Annotated in this window: 15 protein-coding genes; 9 read left to right on the plus strand and 6 right to left on the minus strand. The window is 73.4% G+C overall.

Going from position 1 to position 16,495, the window contains the following annotated elements; translation table 11 throughout:
* Positions 1-6 precede the first annotated feature (6 nt).
* Positions 7-945, minus strand: a complete 939-nt coding sequence (locus tag AB0A74_RS22160) for a WYL domain-containing protein (RefSeq protein ID WP_358252063.1) — start codon at positions 943-945, stop codon at positions 7-9.
* 916 nt (positions 946-1,861) lie between these two features.
* Between AB0A74_RS22160 and AB0A74_RS22165 the strand changes: the two genes are divergently transcribed.
* Positions 1,862-2,848 carry a tyrosine-type recombinase/integrase gene (locus tag AB0A74_RS22165; protein WP_358252065.1) on the plus strand — a complete coding sequence of 329 codons (987 nt, stop codon included), beginning with the start codon at positions 1,862-1,864 and terminating at the stop codon, positions 2,846-2,848.
* A gap of 1 nt (position 2,849) precedes the next feature.
* Here AB0A74_RS22165 and AB0A74_RS22170 read toward each other — a convergent pair whose 3' ends face one another.
* Entirely contained in the window at positions 2,850-3,302 is a 453-nt protein-coding gene (locus AB0A74_RS22170) for a hypothetical protein (protein ID WP_358252067.1), read from the minus strand.
* A 92-nt stretch (positions 3,303-3,394) separates the two neighbouring features.
* Between AB0A74_RS22170 and AB0A74_RS22175 the strand changes: the two genes are divergently transcribed.
* The 6 genes from AB0A74_RS22175 (at position 3,395) to AB0A74_RS22200 (ending at position 11,101) form a co-directional block, all read left to right on the plus strand.
* On the plus strand, positions 3,395-4,078 hold the full coding sequence (locus AB0A74_RS22175) for a Ku protein (protein ID WP_358252069.1): 684 nt from the start codon (positions 3,395-3,397) through the stop codon (positions 4,076-4,078).
* Positions 4,079-4,120: 42 nt separating this feature from the next.
* Positions 4,121-5,065, plus strand: a complete 945-nt coding sequence (locus AB0A74_RS22180; protein WP_358252070.1) for a Ku protein — start codon at positions 4,121-4,123, stop codon at positions 5,063-5,065.
* The gene (gene ligD, locus AB0A74_RS22185; protein ID WP_358252072.1) at positions 5,065-6,513 is read left to right on the plus strand and encodes a non-homologous end-joining DNA ligase; all 1,449 of its coding nucleotides are present in this window, start codon (positions 5,065-5,067) and stop codon (positions 6,511-6,513) included. The genes AB0A74_RS22180 and ligD (AB0A74_RS22185) overlap by 1 nt, the downstream gene beginning before the upstream one ends.
* Entirely contained in the window at positions 6,506-7,411 is a 906-nt protein-coding gene (gene ligD, locus AB0A74_RS22190; RefSeq protein WP_358252074.1) for a non-homologous end-joining DNA ligase, read from the plus strand. The genes ligD (AB0A74_RS22185) and ligD (AB0A74_RS22190) overlap by 8 nt, the downstream gene beginning before the upstream one ends.
* 43 nt (positions 7,412-7,454) lie before the next feature.
* Entirely contained in the window at positions 7,455-8,027 is a 573-nt protein-coding gene (locus AB0A74_RS22195) for a GrpB family protein (protein WP_358252076.1), read from the plus strand.
* Between the two features lie 80 nt (positions 8,028-8,107).
* Positions 8,108-11,101 (plus strand): BTAD domain-containing putative transcriptional regulator, encoded by a 2,994-nt coding sequence (locus AB0A74_RS22200; RefSeq protein ID WP_358252077.1) that lies wholly within the window; start codon positions 8,108-8,110, stop codon positions 11,099-11,101.
* Between the two features lie 129 nt (positions 11,102-11,230).
* Here the strand turns inward: AB0A74_RS22200 and AB0A74_RS22205 are convergent, their stop codons facing one another.
* On the minus strand, positions 11,231-12,070 hold the full coding sequence (locus AB0A74_RS22205; protein ID WP_358252079.1) for an alpha/beta hydrolase: 840 nt from the start codon (positions 12,068-12,070) through the stop codon (positions 11,231-11,233).
* A 27-nt stretch (positions 12,071-12,097) separates the two neighbouring features.
* On the opposite strand from AB0A74_RS22205, the gene AB0A74_RS22210 reads away from it, so the two are divergent.
* On the plus strand, positions 12,098-12,556 hold the full coding sequence (locus tag AB0A74_RS22210; protein ID WP_358252081.1) for a PPOX class F420-dependent oxidoreductase: 459 nt from the start codon (positions 12,098-12,100) through the stop codon (positions 12,554-12,556).
* Here the strand turns inward: AB0A74_RS22210 and AB0A74_RS22215 are convergent.
* From AB0A74_RS22215 to AB0A74_RS22225, 3 genes are all read right to left on the minus strand, one after another.
* Positions 12,553-13,155: a VOC family protein gene (locus tag AB0A74_RS22215; protein WP_358252082.1), complete on the minus strand. Its 603-nt coding sequence runs from the start codon at positions 13,153-13,155 to the stop codon at positions 12,553-12,555. The genes AB0A74_RS22210 and AB0A74_RS22215 overlap by 4 nt on opposite strands.
* A gap of 63 nt (positions 13,156-13,218) precedes the next feature.
* A complete protein-coding gene (locus AB0A74_RS22220) occupies positions 13,219-15,264 on the minus strand; it encodes an EAL domain-containing protein (protein ID WP_358252083.1) in 2,046 nt (681 codons plus the stop codon).
* Positions 15,265-15,401: 137 nt separating this feature from the next.
* Positions 15,402-15,884 (minus strand): hypothetical protein, encoded by a 483-nt coding sequence (locus tag AB0A74_RS22225; protein ID WP_358252084.1) that lies wholly within the window; start codon positions 15,882-15,884, stop codon positions 15,402-15,404.
* A gap of 77 nt (positions 15,885-15,961) precedes the next feature.
* Here AB0A74_RS22225 and AB0A74_RS22230 point away from each other — a divergent pair, with 77 nt between their 5' ends.
* Complete coding sequence (locus AB0A74_RS22230; RefSeq protein ID WP_358252085.1) at positions 15,962-16,471, plus strand: DUF6886 family protein; 510 nt, start codon at positions 15,962-15,964, stop codon at positions 16,469-16,471.
* Positions 16,472-16,495: the final 24 nt, after the last annotated feature.

Here is a 16,495-nt window from a genome sequence, read left to right on the forward strand (position 1 = left end):
CCGGCCTCACCCGTACCGGGCCACCAACTCCGCCCCCAACCGGGCCAACTCCGCCCGCACCGCGTCCGACTCCACCACCTCGGCCAACGCACCCCACCCCGCCAGGTGCTGCGCGACCATCAGGGGAGTGGGAGCCGAAACCCGCACCCGAGCCACACCGCCCTCCACCCCCTCCACCACGCAATGCCGCCCGAACTGGCCCCGCAACACCCGCACGTGCCGCTCCTGCACCACAACCGTCGCCACCGCCAGCGTCTGCCACCCCTCGACCCTCGCCACGACGCCCTCCCACGCGTCCGCCAGGCCGAACCCCTCGGGCCGCACCGCCTCCTCGTCGGTCACCACCGCGTCCACCACGCGATCCACCCGGAACGTCCGCTGCCCGTCCGCCGTCCCCGCGACCAGGTACCAGACGTCGTCCTTGTCCACCAGCCCCAACGGATCCACCACCCGCTCGGACCGCTCACCGGACTTCTTCGCGTACCCCAACCGGACCTTCCGCCGCCGCACCACCGCACCCTGCAACAACTCCACCAACCGAGGCCGCTCGTGCAGCTCCTGCCCCCACCGCGCCGAATCCACCACCACCGCGCCGGCAGCCGCCTCGGCCGCCTCCCGGAACGTCTCCGGCAACGCCCGAACCAACTTCCGCAACGCCGCCTTGGCCTCGGCATTGCCGGCCGCCGCGGGCCCCACCAACACGAACAACGCCTGCGCCTCGGCAGCACTCAACCCACTCAGGTCCGTCCGCGCGCGGCCGACCAACTCCCAACCACCGTTGCGGCCCGGCTGGGGGTAGACCGGGATGCCGGCCGTCGAGAGCGCCTCCAGATCGCGACGGGCGGTCGCCACGGAGACTTCGAGCTCGGCCGCCAACTCGGCAGCCGTCACCCGCCCACGGGCCTGCATCAGGAGAAGGGCCGCCACCAACCGGTCCGCACGCATGGTGAGCAGTGTGCGGGGTTAAGTGCGCACCTGGTGAGCACTTTTGCGCGAATCGAACACCGGTTCGAACAGCGTGGGGGGCGGCGGACGGAACGGGCGAGGCCGGCCGGGCGCGCTGAACGCGATCCAGCCGCGGCCTCCGGCCCCCGGAACGATCATCCCACGAGACACCGACAGTCCCAGGCGACCGACCGACGGGCAACTCGACCAGCCGACCCGGCCATCGCACGGTTCACGCGGTGCGGAGTAGCGAGCGGCGGCGGTGCGAGAAGCGGCGGCCTGTGGGCGCGTGGGGCAGGCGCGGGGAGGCTGTGGGAGTGGGCTCCGAACCGCTTACTTAACATAATGTAGATTATCGGCTTTACAGGGATGCCTGGTCATCGGCGTGGACATACGTCACGTGACGTATCTGCGGTGGTGTCACCGGATGGTCGGTTCGACGGCGTTCGGCCGGCACGGCCCGATGATCAAGCTTCTCGGCCGCCCTGGGTCTTTCTCGTCGGGTCCGTGGGATCGCCGGCGCGGCGCGCGTTGTAGGTGCGTCGCGTGACGTGTGCGAGGTGATTCGGGGCCCGAGGGCGTCCGAGCGGGCGTGTCGGGAGTGGCATCCCCCGGTGGGTGTGGCTACCGGCCCGTGGCCATGTTTCATGGATAATCGCCATTATCCATGTGATCAACACCGCTGCTGCGGCGCTGGGGTGCGACGAGCGGTGGTCGGCGACCTCGTCGGGTCCTCGGTGACTCCTCCGTCAGAGCCGCCTCCCCGACCAGGCGCCGCAACCGGTTGTTGGCCTGCTCCAGTGTGGTGATGGTGGCCCCGCGGTCCCCCGCGCCGACCTCCCCCATCGCCTCGCACGTGAACGTGAGGGTCGGTGTGGGGCGCGGGATTGTCGGTGGTGTGCGCTAGGAAGATCACATGCTCGTCCTCGACGCCCAGGAGTCGTTCTTCCTCGCCCGCCGTCCGCGCAAGGACTCGCCGCACACGACGGCGGCCTACCGGCGTGACCTCGCCGGGGTCACGGCGCTGCTGTCCGACGTCGTCGGCACTCCCCCGGATCGGCTGCTGGTGGTCGACCTGACGGCCGGCAACCTGCGCAAGGCGTTCGGGGTGTTCGCCGACTCGCACGCCAAGTCCTCGGTGCTGCGGGCGTGGTCGACGTGGAACCAGTTCCTGACGTTCTGCGTGGCCGAGGACCTGTTGCCGGGCAATCCGATGGGTGCTGTGGCGCGGCCGAAGACGCCGCCGTTGGTGCCCAAGCCGTTGCGGGGTGAGGACACGCCGGAGCGGTTGTTGGCGGCGGCGGCGGAGGGGGCGCGCAAGGCGCGGGACCCGTGGCCGGAGCGGGACGTCCTGGTGTTGGCGTTGGGGCTGGTGGCGGGGTTGCGGTCGGCGGAGATGCGGACGTTGACGTTGGCGTCGGTGGTGGGGCGGCCGGGTGAGCGGCGGTTGCACGTGGCGGGCAAGGGGAACCGGGACCGGTCGGTGCCGATCGAGCCGGCGATGGACCGGATCATCGAGCAGTACCTGGAGTCGTGTCGGGCGCGGTTCCCGCAGGGGCGGTTCGACCGGGGGTCGGCGTTGTTGCGGGACCGGCACGGTGAGCCGATCGGGCGGGGTGGGTTGGAGTACCTGGTGCGGTCGTGCTTCCGGTGGGCGGGGTTGCACGACCGGGTGCCGTCGGGGGCGAACCTGCACGCGTTGCGGCACACGTTCGCGACGCGGTTGGCCGAGGACGGGGCGTCGGCGTCGGAGATCATGGCGTTGTTGGGGCACGCGTCGTTGGCGACGTCGCAGAACTACATCGAGGCGACGGCGCGGGAGCGGCGGGCGGCGGTGGCGGGGAACCGGACGTACGTGTCGTTGGCGAACCTGCCGTCGGCGCGGCGGGGTGAGGGGGCGTGAGTCAGAGGCTCATCCAGCAGTAGAGGTGGTCGCCGGTGTCGCGGGCGCGGCGGGCCAGCTGCACCAGTTCGGTGACCAGGGGTAGGAGTTCGTCGGGGGTGGGGTCGCCGTTCCACTCCTCGATCCGGGCCCAGTGGGTGGCGAGGGTGGGCAGGTCGTCGTCGTGGGCGGCGGCGAGGGTGTCGCGGGTGGTGGGGTCGAGGGCGACGACCCAGGGGCCTTCGTGGTCGGGGTCGGCGGTGGCGGGCCAGACCAGGGGGTTGTCGTCGGGGTCGGCGGCCGGGTCGGCGGCGGTGACGAGTTGGGCCAGGACGACCTCGGGGTCGACGGCTTTGGCTTCGACGCCGTCCCATCGCAGGGGTGCCATGAGTGGTGACATGGCGTCGTTGTGGTCGAGTGCGGTGCGGACCGTGTCGTGGTCGCTTGCCCGGAAGTAGTCGGTGAGGACGCCCATGGGGGCGAGTTGATCACATGGCCGGCTGGGGCGTGTTGGGCTGTTCGGGTGATGCTGGGGTGACCTTGTTCGAACGGGTGTACGCAGGTGTCATGAGGGCGGCGTGGCGTGGGGTGTTGGTTTTCGGGTTGGTGACGTTCCCGGTGCGGTTGTTCCCGGTGGCGCGGGGGCCGGGGGTGCGGTTCCGGCAGGTGCACCGGGCGGATTCGGGGCGGATCCGGCATCGGCGGGTGTGCGAGGTGTGTCGGGAGGAGGTGGCGTTGGTGGACGTGGCGCGGGCGGTGGAGGTGGGTGGGGGTCGGTTGGTGGCGGTGGAGGCCGAGGACCTGGCGCGGGTGCCGGTGCCGACGCGGGGGGTGATCGAGGTGGTGCAGGTGGCTCGGGCGGTGGAGGTGGACCCGGTGGTGGTGGGGCGGGCGTTCCACGTCGAGCCGGAGGCGGCGGCGGTGGGGTCGTTCGTGGTGTTGCGGGACGCGTTGGAGCGGGCGTCGCGGGTCGCGGTGGCGCGGGTGGCGGTGCGGCGGCGGGAGCGGGTGGCGTTGGTGCGGCCGCGGGGTGCGGGGTTGGTGGTGCAGACGGTGTTGTGGGCGGAGGAGGTGCGGGAGCCGGACCTGGGGTTCCTGGAGGGGGTGGCCGCTCCCCCGGCGTCGGCGGCGCGGATGGCGGCGGCGTTGGTGGAGTCGATGACGGCGCCGTTGGACCTGTCGGTGTTCGAGGACCGGCACGCGGCGGCGGTGGCGGGGTTGGTGGAGGGCAAAACTGGTCCGATCGAGTGATGCCCTGGTGCGGGAATGCCGGTTGGCGGGTACTCACGTGGAATGAGGTCCGTGTGGCGTGGGGCGATCTCCTTCGGTCTGGTGACGATCGGTGTCCGGTTGTACACCGCGACGGAGGAGCACGACTTCCGGTTCCACCAGGTGCACCGGGAGGACGGTGGGCGGATCCGCTACAAGCGGGTGTGCCAGGTGTGCGGCGAGGAGGTTGCCTACGCCGACATCGCCAAGGGTTACGAGCTGGACGACGGCCGTGTGGTGGTGATGGACAGCGAGGACTTCGACAAGTTGCCGATCAACACCGATCACGCGATCGACGTGTTGGAGTTCGTGCCGGCGGAGGAGATCGATCCGATCTACTTCCAGAAGTCCTACTACCTGGAGCCGGACAAGGCGGCGACGCGCCCGTACGTGTTGTTGCGGACGGCGTTGGAGCGCAGTGGGCAGTTGGCGGTCGTGAAGATCACGATCCGGCAGCGGGAGACGTTGGCGATGCTGCGGGCCCGTGAGGACCTGTTGGTGATGCACACGATGTTGTGGCCCGACGAGGTGCGCAAGCCGGACTTCGATTTCCTGGACGGTGACGTGGAGGTGCGTCCGCAGGAGTTGAAGATGGCGTCGTCGCTGGTGGAGAGCATGGCGGGGTCGTTCGACCCGGATGATTTCACCGACGACTACACCGAGGCGATGCAGAAGTTGATCGAGGCGAAGGCGGAGGGCGCGGAGTTGCCCGAGCAGCCGGAGGCCGAGGAGACCGGTGAGGTCATCGACTTGATGACGGCGTTGGAGCGCAGTGTGGAGCAGGCTCGGTCGGCGCGGGGTGAGGCGAAGCCGGCGGAGAAGAAGCCGGCGGCGCGGTCGTCGCGGTCGGGTGGGTCCGCGCGGTCGGGGTCGGCGCGGTCGGGGTCGGCGCGGTCGAAGTCGGCGGCGTCGAAGGCGAAGGAGACCAAGGAGAAGGCGCCGGCGAAGAAGAAGGCCAAGCCCGCCTGATGGGTGGGGACCTGTCGGAGTACCGGCGCAAGCGGGACGCCGGGCGGACGCCGGAGCCGGTGCCGGGTGCGGACGCGCCGTTGCCGCGTGGTGACGACGACACGTTCGTGATCCAGGAGCACCACGCGTCGCGGCTGCACTGGGACGTGCGGTTGGAGCGGGGTGGGGTGCTGGTGTCGTGGGCGGTGCCGAAGGGGTTGCCGCCGGAGCCGGGGACGATCCGGTTGGCGGTGCGCACGGAGGATCACCCGTTGGAGTACGCGTCGTTCGAGGGGACGATCCCGAAGGGCGAGTACGGCGCGGGCGAGATGCTGATCTGGGACCGGGGCCGGTACGAGACGGTGAAGTGGAGCGACCGCGAGGTGGACGTGGTGCTGCGCGGGTCTCGGGTGGAGGGTGAGTTCGTGTTCTTCCGCCGTTCCGCGGGTGGGGACGGCAAGGACTGGATGGTGCGGCGGCGGCACGAGGCGGTGCGGCCGGACTGGGTGCCGTTGCCGGAGTCGGTGGCGCCGATGTTGGCGACGGCGGCGGAGGCGTTGCCGGAGCGCAACGGGGACTACGCCTACGAGTTCAAGTGGGACGGGGTGCGGGCCCTCGCGCGGGTGGAGGGCGGCCGGGTGCGGTTGGTGTCGCGGTTGGGCAACGACGTGACGGGGACGTACCCGGAGTTGCAGGCGTTGGGCGAGTCGTTGGGTTCGACGCAGGTGTTGTTGGACGGGGAGGTCGTCGCGTTGCAGGGCGGCCGGCCCAGTTTCGGGGCGTTGCAGCAGCGGATGCACGCGTCGGGGGCGGCGGCGCGGCGGTTGGTGTCGAAGGTGCCGGTGACCTATCTGGTGTTCGACGTGCTGCACCTGGACGGGTCGTCGTTGGTGAACGTGCCGTACGCGCGGCGGCGGGAGTTGTTGGACGGGTTGGACCTGCGGGGTCCGCATTGGGCGACGCCGCGGGCGTACCCGGGTGCGGGGCCGGAGGTGTTGGCGGCGTCGCGGGAGCAGGGGTTGGAGGGGGTGGTGGCCAAGCGGCTGGATTCGCCGTACACGCCGGGGCTGCGGTCGCCGCACTGGGTGAAGGTGACGCGGGTGGCGACGCAGGAGGTGGTGGTCGGCGGGTGGCGGCCGGGTGAGGGCAAGCGCAAGGGGGTGGTGGGGGCGTTGCTGCTGGGGATCCCGGAGGGTGACGGGTTGGCGTTCGTGGGGTCGGTGGGGACGGGGTTCGGCGAGGCGGAGCTGCGGTCGTTGACCGAGCGGTTGGAGGGGTTGGCGGCGAAGCGGTCGCCGTTCGTGACGGAGGTGCCGCGGGAGCGGGCGCGGGGTGCGCGGTGGGTGCGGCCGGAGCTGGTGGGTGAGGTGGTGCACCGGCAGTGGACGGCGGACGGGCGGATGCGGTTCCCGACGTGGCGGGGGTTGCGGCCGGACGTCTCGCCCGCGGAGGTGCGGCGCGGTGGTTGAGTCGGCGGTGGTGCGGGTCGGTGAGCGGCGGCTGAAGCTGTCGAACCTGGGGAAGGTGCTGTACCCGGAGGTGGGGTTCACCAAGGCCGAGGTGATCGACTACTACACGCGGATCGCGCCGGTGCTGCTGCCGCACCTGGCGGGGCGGCCGTTGACGGTGCGGCGGTTCCCGGACGGGGTGGACGGGGAGTCGTTCTTCGAGAAGAACGCGCCGTCGCACGCGCCGGAGTGGGTGCGGCGGGTGCGGGTGGAGACGCCGGGGTCGTCGCGGGGGTCGGAGTACCTGGACTTCGTGGTGGTGGACGACCTGGCCACGTTGGTGTGGTTGGCGAACCTGGCGGCGTTGGAGCTGCACGTGCCGCAGTGGGTGGTGGGGCCGCGGGGTGGGCGGCGCTCCCCCGACCTGGTGGTGTTCGACCTGGACCCGGGGCCGCCGGCGACGGTGGTGGAGTGCGCGCGGGTGGCGGAGGTGCTGCGGGAGGTGCTGGTCGCCGACGGGTTGGCGCCGGTGGTGAAGACCAGCGGGTCCAAGGGGTTGCAGGTGTACGCGGGGGTGGAGGTGGCGGATCCGTCGCGGCCGTCGGCGTACGCGAAGGCGGTGGCGCAGCGGTTGACGCGGGAGTTGCCGGACGAGGTGGTGTGGCAGATGACCAAGTCGGTGCGCACGGGGAAGGTGTTGATCGACTGGTCGCAGAACAACCCGGCGAAGACGACGGTGGCGCCGTACTCGTTGCGGGCGCGGCCGGTGCCGTCGGTGTCCACGCCGGTGACGTGGGAGGAGGTGGTGGGGTGCCGGTCGGTGTCGGACCTGGTGTTCACCGCGGACGAGGTGCGGGAGCGGGTGGGTCGGGTGGGTGACCTGTTCGCGGTGGAAAAGGCGTCGCCGCTGCCGGGGTGATCGTCTTATCCTGGCCCGCTCGCCGTTTTCGCGGAGGTGTGTGGTGGCCAGGGACGAGGAGATCCGTTCGGCGTTCGTGGACGGGCGGCCGGACCCGGGTCGGCGGGTGGAGCTGGTCGGGTACGACCCGGCGTGGCCGGGGTTGTTCGAGCGCGAGGCGGCGCGGGTGCGGGGCGCGTTGGGCGCGCGGGTGCTGGGGTTGGAGCACGTGGGTTCGACGTCGGTGCCGGGGTTGGCGGCCAAGCCGGTGGTGGACGTGGTGCTGGCGGTGGCGTCGTCGGCGGACGAGGCGGCGTACGTGCCGGCGTTGGCGGCGGCGGGGTACGTGCTGCGGGTGCGGGAGCCGGAGTGGCACGAGCACCGGATGTTCAAGGGGCCGGACGCGGATGTGAACCTGCACGTGTTCACGGTGGGGTCGCCGGAGATCCGGCGGATGGTGCTGTTCCGGGACTGGCTGCGGGGGCACCCGGAGGACCGGGAGCGGTACGAGGCGGTGAAGCGGGAGTTGGCGGGGCGGTCGTGGACCTACCTGCAGGGGTACGCGGACGCGAAGAACGACGTGGTGGACGAGATCATCGCGCGCGCGGACCCGTCGGCTCCCCCGCGCGTGGGCTAGCCGGGGCGGAGCGCGGTCGGGGTGCGGGTTGGCGGCAACCGGCCTCGGGGGGTGGGGGCGGTGCGGGAGAATCGCGGGTCGTGAGGTTCGGGGTGCTCGGCCCGGTGGTGGCGCGGCGTGTCGACGGGTCGGAGATCCGGGTCGGCGGGGCCGGGTTGCGGGCGTTGTTGGCGGTGCTGGCGGTGGACGCCGGGCGGGTGGTGGGGATCGACCGGCTCGTGGACGCGCTGTACGGGGAGCGTCCGCCGGCCGGGGTCGTGAACGCGGTGCAGTCGCAGGTGTCGCGGCTGCGGTCGGTGCTGGACGTGGGGGTCGAGCGGTCGGCGGCCGGGTACCGGCTGGTGGTGGACCCGTGGGACGTCGACGCGTTGCGGTTCGAGGAGCTGGTGGCGCGCGGGTTGCCGGGTGAGGCGCTGGCGTTGTGGCGGGGGCCGGCGTTGGCCGATGTGGGGGACGCGCCGTTCGCGGCGGTGTTGGCGGCGCGGTGGGAGGAGTTGCGGCTCAAGGTCGTGGAGGACCACGACGTGGCGCCGGTGGCGGTGCTGCGGGAGCTGGTGGCGGCGCACCCGTTGCGGGAGCGGTTGGTGGCGCGGCTGGTGCGGGCCCTGCACGGCGAGGGGCGGCAGGCCGAGGCGTTGGCGCTGGTGGACCGGACGCGGCGGGCGTTGGCCGAGGAGCTGGGCGCGGACCCGTCGCCGGAGCTGGCCGCCGCGCACGGCGAGGTGTTGCGGGGTGAGCGGCCGGCGGGCCGGCACGTGCTGCCCGCGCAGCTGACCAGTTTCGTCGGGCGCGGCGAGGAGGTGCGGCTGGTCGGGCAGGCGTTGGACCGGTCGCGGCTGGTGACGTTGCTGGGGCCCGGTGGCGCGGGGAAGACGCGGTTGGCGGTGGAGGTCGCCGCGACGCGGCCGGGTGACGTGTTCTTCGTGGACCTGGCCCCGTTGGGGGCGGGTGGGGACGTGCCGCAGGCCGTGGTGACGGCGTTGGGGTTGCGGGAGGACGGGCTGCGCGTGGCGCGGGCGGCGCGGGAGCGGCTGGTGGCGGCGCTGGCCGGACGGGACGTGCTGCTGGTGTTGGACAACTGCGAGCACGTGGTGGAGGACGCGGCGGCGTTGGCGGGCGCGTTGCTGGTGGCGTGCCCGGGGTTGCGGGTGTTGGCGACGAGCCGGGAGGCGTTGGGCGTCACCGGGGAGACGGTGCGGCCGGTGCCGCCGCTGCCCGCGGTGGACGGCTCCTCCCCCGCTGTCGCGCTGTTCGCCGACCGGGCGGTGGCGGCGGACCCGTCGTTCCGGCTGGACGCGGGGACGGTGCCGTTGGTGGTGGCGATCTGCCGGGCGTTGGACGGGATGCCGCTGGCGATCGAGCTGGCGGCGGCGCGGGTGCGGTCGCTGCCCCTGGCGGAGGTCGCGGCCCGGTTGGACGACCGGTTCCGGTTGCTCTCGCGCGGCAACCGGGCCGCCGCGCCGCGGCACCGGACGCTGCACGCGGTGGTCGAGTGGAGCTGGGACCTGCTCTCGGCCGAGGAGCGGGTGGTGGCGCGTCGGCTGACGGTGTTCGCCGACGGGGCGACGCTGGAGTCCGCGGCGGCGGTGTGCGGGGCGGGCGCGGACGACGTGCTGCCGATGCTGGTGGACAAGTCGCTGGTGGAGGTGTCCGGCGGCCGGTACCGGATGTTGGACACGATCCGGGCGTTCGGTGCGGCGCGGCTGGAGGAGGCCGGTGAGCGGGAGGCGGTGCGGCGGGCGCACGCGCGGTGGTTCCTGCGGGTGGCGGTCCGGGCGACGCCGCACCTGTTGCGCGGTGAGCAGTTGGAGTGGCTGGCGGCGGTGGCCGGGGAGCACGAGAACCTCAAGTCGGCGATCCGGTGGGCGGCCGGGCACGACGGTGAGCTGGCGTTGCGGCTGGTCGCGGAGCTGGGTTGGTACTTCTGGCTGCGGGGGCTGCGGTCGGAGGGGGCGGCGCTGGCGGCGGAGGTGGTGCGGGCGGTGGGCCCGGTCGCGCCGCCCGGGTTGAGCGAGGAGCACCTGCTGTGCGCGTTGGCGGCGTCGGCGGCCGGTGAGGCGGTGCCGGGGGCGCTGTCGCCGCGGCAGGACGTGCCGGAGGGGTTCGTGGGGCCGCCGACGAGGCCGTTCCTGACGATGTTGTGGGGCATGGCCTACGGGGTGCCGGACCTGGGCGAGCCGACGTTGGACGCCCGGCGGGGTCACCTGGTGGGGGCGGACCCGTGGTCGCGGTCGCTGGCGCTGGCCGGGTTGGGGATGCAGTACCAGTACGCGGGCCGGTTGGGCGAGGCGCGGCAGGCGCACGAGTCGGCGTTGGCCGGGTTCCGCGGGTTGGGTGAGCGGTGGGGCATGTCGATGGTGCTGGCGCAGCTGGCGGAACTGTCGCGCGCCGCGGGTGACCTGTCCTCGGCGTTGGCGTACCTGGACGAGGCGTTGGCGTTGGGCGAGCAGTTCGGCGCGACCGAGCACACGGCGAGCATGCTGGCGCAGCGCGCGGAGTGGCACTGCCACCGCGGGTCGTTCGACGCGGCGTGGGCGGACCTGGAGCGGGCGGCGGTGATGGCCCGGTCGCAGGGGTCGGTGGAGACGCTGGCCGAGGTGCGGCTGGGGATGGCGGAGGTGGCGCGGCACCGGGGCGAGTTGGCCGTGGCGCGCGGGTGGTGCGAGGAGGCGCTGCGGGTGTGCCCGCGGGGCTGGTTCGGGCCGGAGGAGGTGCGCTCGCACATCCACGTCGCGGTGGGGCGGCTGGAGCTGGCGGGTGGGGACGTGGCGGCGGCGCGGGCGGTGTGGGGGCTGGTCGTGGAGTCGGCGGCGGAGTGGGGCAACCCGATGGTGCTGGCCAAGGTCGCCGAGGCGTGGGCGCAGTCGTGCCTGGCGGAGGGCGACGCGGCGGGCGCGGCGGAACTGCTGGGCGCGGCCCGTGGGCTGCGGGGCGCGGTGGCGCCGGTGGACCCGGACGTGCTGGCGGCGGAGAGCGCGGCCCGGGGTGCGCTGGGCGCGGAGGGGTTCGCGGCGGCCTCGGCCCGGGGCGCTGGTTTCGGGCGGGACGGGCTGCTGGCCGCGCTGCGCGGGTGAGGCCGGTCGGTGGTCGGGTGAGGCTGGTGGTCGCGGCGGGTTCGTCGGCGGTCGGTGGGGCGGCTGTGGACGTGGGCGCAGCGTGGCTGCCGCCGACTTGGTGCGCGCTTTGGCGGTGACGCCGCCGGGTCAGGTCAGGAACTCCGCCAGGCGCTTGACCATGAACTCGGCGTCGTCGATCCACGGGAAGTGCCCCGCCCCCGGCTGTTCCGCGTACTGCGCGCCCGGGATCAGGTCCGCCAGTTGCCGCACCATGTGCGGCGGGGCGACCGGGTCCGCGCCGCCCGCGTAGACCAGGACCGGGATGGACAGGTCGGCCAGCGCGCGGCGGGTGTGGCCGGGGCTGAACGCGCCCTCGGCCGAGTAGCCGCGTTGGGCCTCGGTGGAGCGTTCGGCGTCCTCGGCCGCGGCGTGGGACTGGGCGGCGGGGGTCCAGGAGCCGTAGAACAGCGGGGCGGCGGTGAGGCGGTTGTGCAGGGAGTCGTCGCCGGCGACCCAGGCGCGCAGCGCCGCCACCGCCTCGGCGTGCCAGGGCTGGTCCGCGTGCCGCGCCAGGTGGTCGGCCCAGTCCGCCTCGGTCGGGGTCATGCCCACCGCGCGCAGCGCCGGGGTCAGCAGCACCAGGCTCGACAGGTTGTGCGGGAAGTGCTCGGCGTAGGCCATCGCGATGCCCGAGCCCGCCGAGTGGCCCAGCACGTCCAGCCGCTGCAGGCCCAGGTGCTGCCGCAGCGCCTCCACGTCCAGCGCCAGCCGGTCGCGGCGGTAGGTGTCGGTGGAGGCGGGCACGTCCGAGTCGCCGGTGCCGCGGTTGTCCAGCAGCACCAGCGAGCGGTGCGCGCCCAGGCCGCCCAGGTCGCCCAGGTAGGACACGGCCCGGCCGGCGCCGCCGGGCAGGCACACCAGCGGCTCGCCGGAGCCGACCACGCGATAGGCCAACCCGGTGCCGTCGTAGGAGGAGAAGCGGGGCATGGCCACATCCTCTCCTACGCTGGCCCGATGCCGAAGATCGCCACCGCCCGCACGCCCGACCGCGCCGGGTTGCTGGAGTTCCTGCGCCCCCGCCACCGCGCGCTGCTGGTCACCACCCGCCGCGACGGCCGCCCCCAGACCTCGCCGGTCACCTGCGGCGTCGACGACCACGGCCGGATCGTCGTCGCCACCTACCCGCAGCGCGCCAAGTCCCGCAACGCCCGCCGCGACCCGCGCGTGGCCGTGTGCGTCCTGTCCGACGACTGGAACGGCCCCTACGTGCAGGTCGACGGGCACGCCGAGGTCCTGGACCTGCCCGAGGCACTGCGACCGCTGGTCGACTACTACCGGTCGGTCTCCGGCGAGCACCCCGACTGGGACGACTACCGCGCCGCCATGATCCGCCAGGGCAAGGTGCTGCTGCGCGTCACCATCGACTCCTGGGGGCCGATCGCCACCGGCGGCTTCCCACCCGGGCTCGGCTAAGCCCAGCTCCCGCCCCACCCGGCCGGGTCCTGCAGCACCGCGAACACCGCACCGGACGGGTCGGCGATCGACGCCACCACCCCGGTGGGCACCTCCGTCGCCCCGACGAGCACGGCGCCGCCGAGCTCGGCGGCCACCTCGCACGTCTTGGCCGCGTCGGGCACCGCGAAGTAGCACACCCAGCGCTGCGCCTCGCCGACCAGCCTGCCCGCCACCGCCCGCGACTCGCTGTCGTAGACGGTGAACGGCTCGTCCGGCGTGCGCGCCGCCCACCCCAGCTCGCCGGTCCAGAACGCGTCGTCCGCCGCGCCCATGAACTCCACCCAGCACGGCTCACCCGCCCGCGGCTCCGGCGCCCACGGCCCGTGCAGCACCCGCCCCGAGTCCACCGCCGCGCCCTCGCGCAGCTCCCGCGGGTCGCCGCCCGCGAACACCACCCGGAACCCGTCCTCGCCCGGCCGCACCCGCAGCGCCAGCCGGTCACCCACCCAGCCGCTGAACACGCCGTCCGGCTCGGGGATCACCACCCAGCCCAGCAGGTGGGCGTAGAAGTCGGCGATCGGCTCGGGATCGGGCGCGCCCAGCTCGACGCGGCGCACACCGCGTGAGGGGGTCGGGGAAACTCCGGTCACGTCGGCGGGTCCCATCGGCGGGGGGTGTGATCAGGAACGCGCCCCATCCTCCGCACCCACCCGGGGTGACGACAATGCTCCGTTCGGACTCACAGCATCACCCGAAAGGAGGGTCGTCAGCGGGATCGGGCGACCCAGGTGGAAACCCTGCCCGACCCGCACCCCCAACCGGGTCAACGTCTCCACCTGGGCGGGTCGCTCCACCCACTCCGCCACCGCCGACAGGCCCAGACCGCGGGCGATCTCCACGATCCCCGACACCAGCACCGCGTCGGTGGAGCGCTCGTCGATCCCGCGCACGAACTCGCCGTCGATCTTGATCCCGGTGATCGGCAGGTGCTTGAGGTGCACGAACGACCCGAACCCGCTGCCGAAGTCGTCCAGGGTGATCCGGCAGCCGAACCCGCGCAGCTGCAACGCCAACGCCCGCGCCGCGTCCAGGTTGGTCACCGCCGCCGTCTCGGTGATCTCCAACCCCAACCGGCCCGGCGCGACCCCGGCCGTGGCCAGCCGGTCCAGCACGAACCCGCCGAAGTCCTCGTCCTCCAGCGTCCGGCCGGAGATGTTGACGTTGAACTTCAGGTCCAGGCCGGGGTGCGCGACCAGCGCGTCGATCGCCGTGGACAGCACCCACCGGTCGATGTCGAGCACCAGGTTGGACCGTTCCGCCTCGGCCAGGAACTCCGCCGGGCCCAGCGGCGGGTCCTGGTGGTCCTCCAGGCGCAGCAGCAGCTCGTGGCCCAGCGTGCGGCCCGACGCCAACTGCACCATCGGCATCGCGTGCAGCGCGAACCCGCCGTTCTCCAGCGCCGCGCGCAGCCGGTCCATCACCGACACCCGCTTCGCGGTGTCCGCGTAGTGCCCCGGCTCGTACACCGTCACCCGGTTGCGGCCCGCCGCCTTCGACGCGTACAGCGCCAGGTCGGCGTTCGCCAGCACCAGCTCCCACGTGTCCCCCGCGCCGTACTCGGCGACCCCGGTGGACACCGTGACCCGCGCCGACACCGCCACCGGCGGCAACGCCGCCACCGCGTCGCGCAGGCCCTCGGCGACCAGCCGCGCCTTCTCCGGCGGGCAGTCGGGCAGCACCACCGCGAACTCGTCCCCGCCCAGCCGGCCGATCAACCCCGACCCCGACAGGCCCGACCCGGACAGCCGCGACCGCAGCGTCCCCGCCAGCGCCTTCATCAACCGGTCGCCCACCGCGTGACCGCGCAGGTCGTTGACGTCCTTGAAGTTGTCCAGGTCCAGCAGCAGCAACGACCCCTGGCCGCCGGAGGCCAGCCGCCGCTCCAGCTCCCGGGTCACCGCGCGCCGGTTGGCCAGGCCCGTCAACGGGTCCTGCTCGGCCAGCGCCAGCAGCTCGTCGTGCACCCGGCGGGCGCGGGTGATGTCGTGCGCGGTGCCCAGCGCGCGCAGCGGCGTGCCGTCCTCGGCGGTGATGATCTCGCCGAAGCACTCGAACCACCGCTCGGTGCGCCGGTCGGCCAGCATCATCCGGTGGGTGTAGGAGAAACCCGCGCCGGTGCGCATGGCCTGCTCCAGCGTCGCCTGGATCATCGACAGGTCGTCGGGGTGCACCAGGTCGGCGTAGGCGTCGAAGTCCAGCTTGGTGTCGGGCGGGAACCCGAACATCTCCAGCAGCGTGTCCGACCACACCACCCGGTCCTCGGCGATGTGCCACTCCCACGTGCCCATCCGCCCCAGCACCTGCGCGCGGCGCAACGCGTCCGCCTCGTGCGTGGCCTCCAGCTCCCGGTCCCGCCACGCCGTCACGTCCACCACGCGGTAGAGCAGCTCGTCCTCGGAACCCAGCGGCTGGCAGGTCACCTCCAGCCAGCGGTGGCCCTTGCGGTAGGCCGACGGGGTCAGCAGCGCCAGCCCCGACCGCGGCCGTTCCGGCGCGCCCGGCAGCAGCGCGGGCAGCGACCTGCCCGCCACCCGGTCCACCGCGACCCCGAGGATCTCCGCCAACGCCGGGTTCACCCAGCGCAACACGCCCTGCCCGTCGGTCACACCGAAACCGACATCGGCCCGGTCCAGCACCTCCCGGTGCAACGCGCCGTTGCCGCTCACGCGCCCTCCTCGCCACCCCGCGCGCGCAATGATGGTGGAGTCCGCGCACGCCGGGCAAGCCGACCCCCTCACCCCGTGCGCGCGAACGGCCACCGCCGGTCCCCGGACCGCACCCCTGCGGTCATCCCGGCGCGGTTTCAGTGCACGACGGCCCACGTGCGCACGACCGGGTCCACCAGGACCTCCAGCACCGCGTCCGACCGCTGCGCCGCGCTGACGCACGTGTGGTTGCCGCAGCTGTGCACCGCCTGGAACCCCGCACCACCCGGCAGCGCGACCCACAACGTCAACGCGTAGGACACGTCGTCTTCCCCGGCGTTCTCCTCGGCCGACAGGACCTCCGCCCGCGTCGCCACCCCGGTGGCGCGCAACGCGACGGTCGCCCGCGCGTCCTCACCCGCCCGCGCCGCGATCCCCACGCCGAGCAGCACCACGACCACCGACGCGACCACCCACAGCACGACCTGCCACGCGGCGTCGGCGTGGACCACCCCGAGCGTGCCCGCCAGCAGCGTCGAGACGACCGTGAACCCCCCGACGACCTTCTGCGTCCTCGCCGCGCCCGGCGCGGTCAGCCACACCTGCGAGGGGTTGGGGGGTGTGCCGCCCGGGTCGACCATGCCCGTGATCGTAGCGACGCGACCCCGCCGCGAAACCCGATCGCGCCGCTGGTCCGACCCCGCGACACTGCCACACCATGCGCCCCGCACCCGGCGAACTCCTGCACTTCTCCGAAGACCCCGCCATCACCGCCTTCGTCCCCCACGTCGCCGCCACCGCCCGCCAACCCGAGGCCTACGTGTGGACCGTCGACCACGACCAGGCCCCCGCCTACTGGTTCCCCCGCCAGTGCCCCCGCGCGATGGCCTGGACCACCCCCGACACCCCGGCCGCGGACGCCGAGTGGCTCGGCCCGAACCGCGTCCACGCCGTCGAGTACGGCTGGCTGGAGGCCATGCGCACGGTCCGCCTCTACGCCTACCGGTTCGCCGCCGAGCACTTCCGCCCCTTCGGCGACAACGCCCACGTCGCCACGGCCCCGGTCACCCCGCTGGGCCCGCCCGAACGCGTCCCGGACCTGTTCGCGCTGCACGAGCGAGCCGGCATCGAACTGCGGGTCCTGCCGACGCTGTGGCCGTTCTGGCACCAGGTCACCGCCCGGAAACTGCAGTTCAGCGGCATCCGACTGCGCAACGCCACGCCGTAGCGCGCCCGACCGTTGCCTACATAC

Source organism: Saccharothrix sp. NPDC042600 (genome assembly GCF_040647305.1).
In the GTDB taxonomy this organism is placed as follows: Bacteria; Actinomycetota; Actinomycetes; order Mycobacteriales; family Pseudonocardiaceae; genus Actinosynnema; species Actinosynnema mutabilis.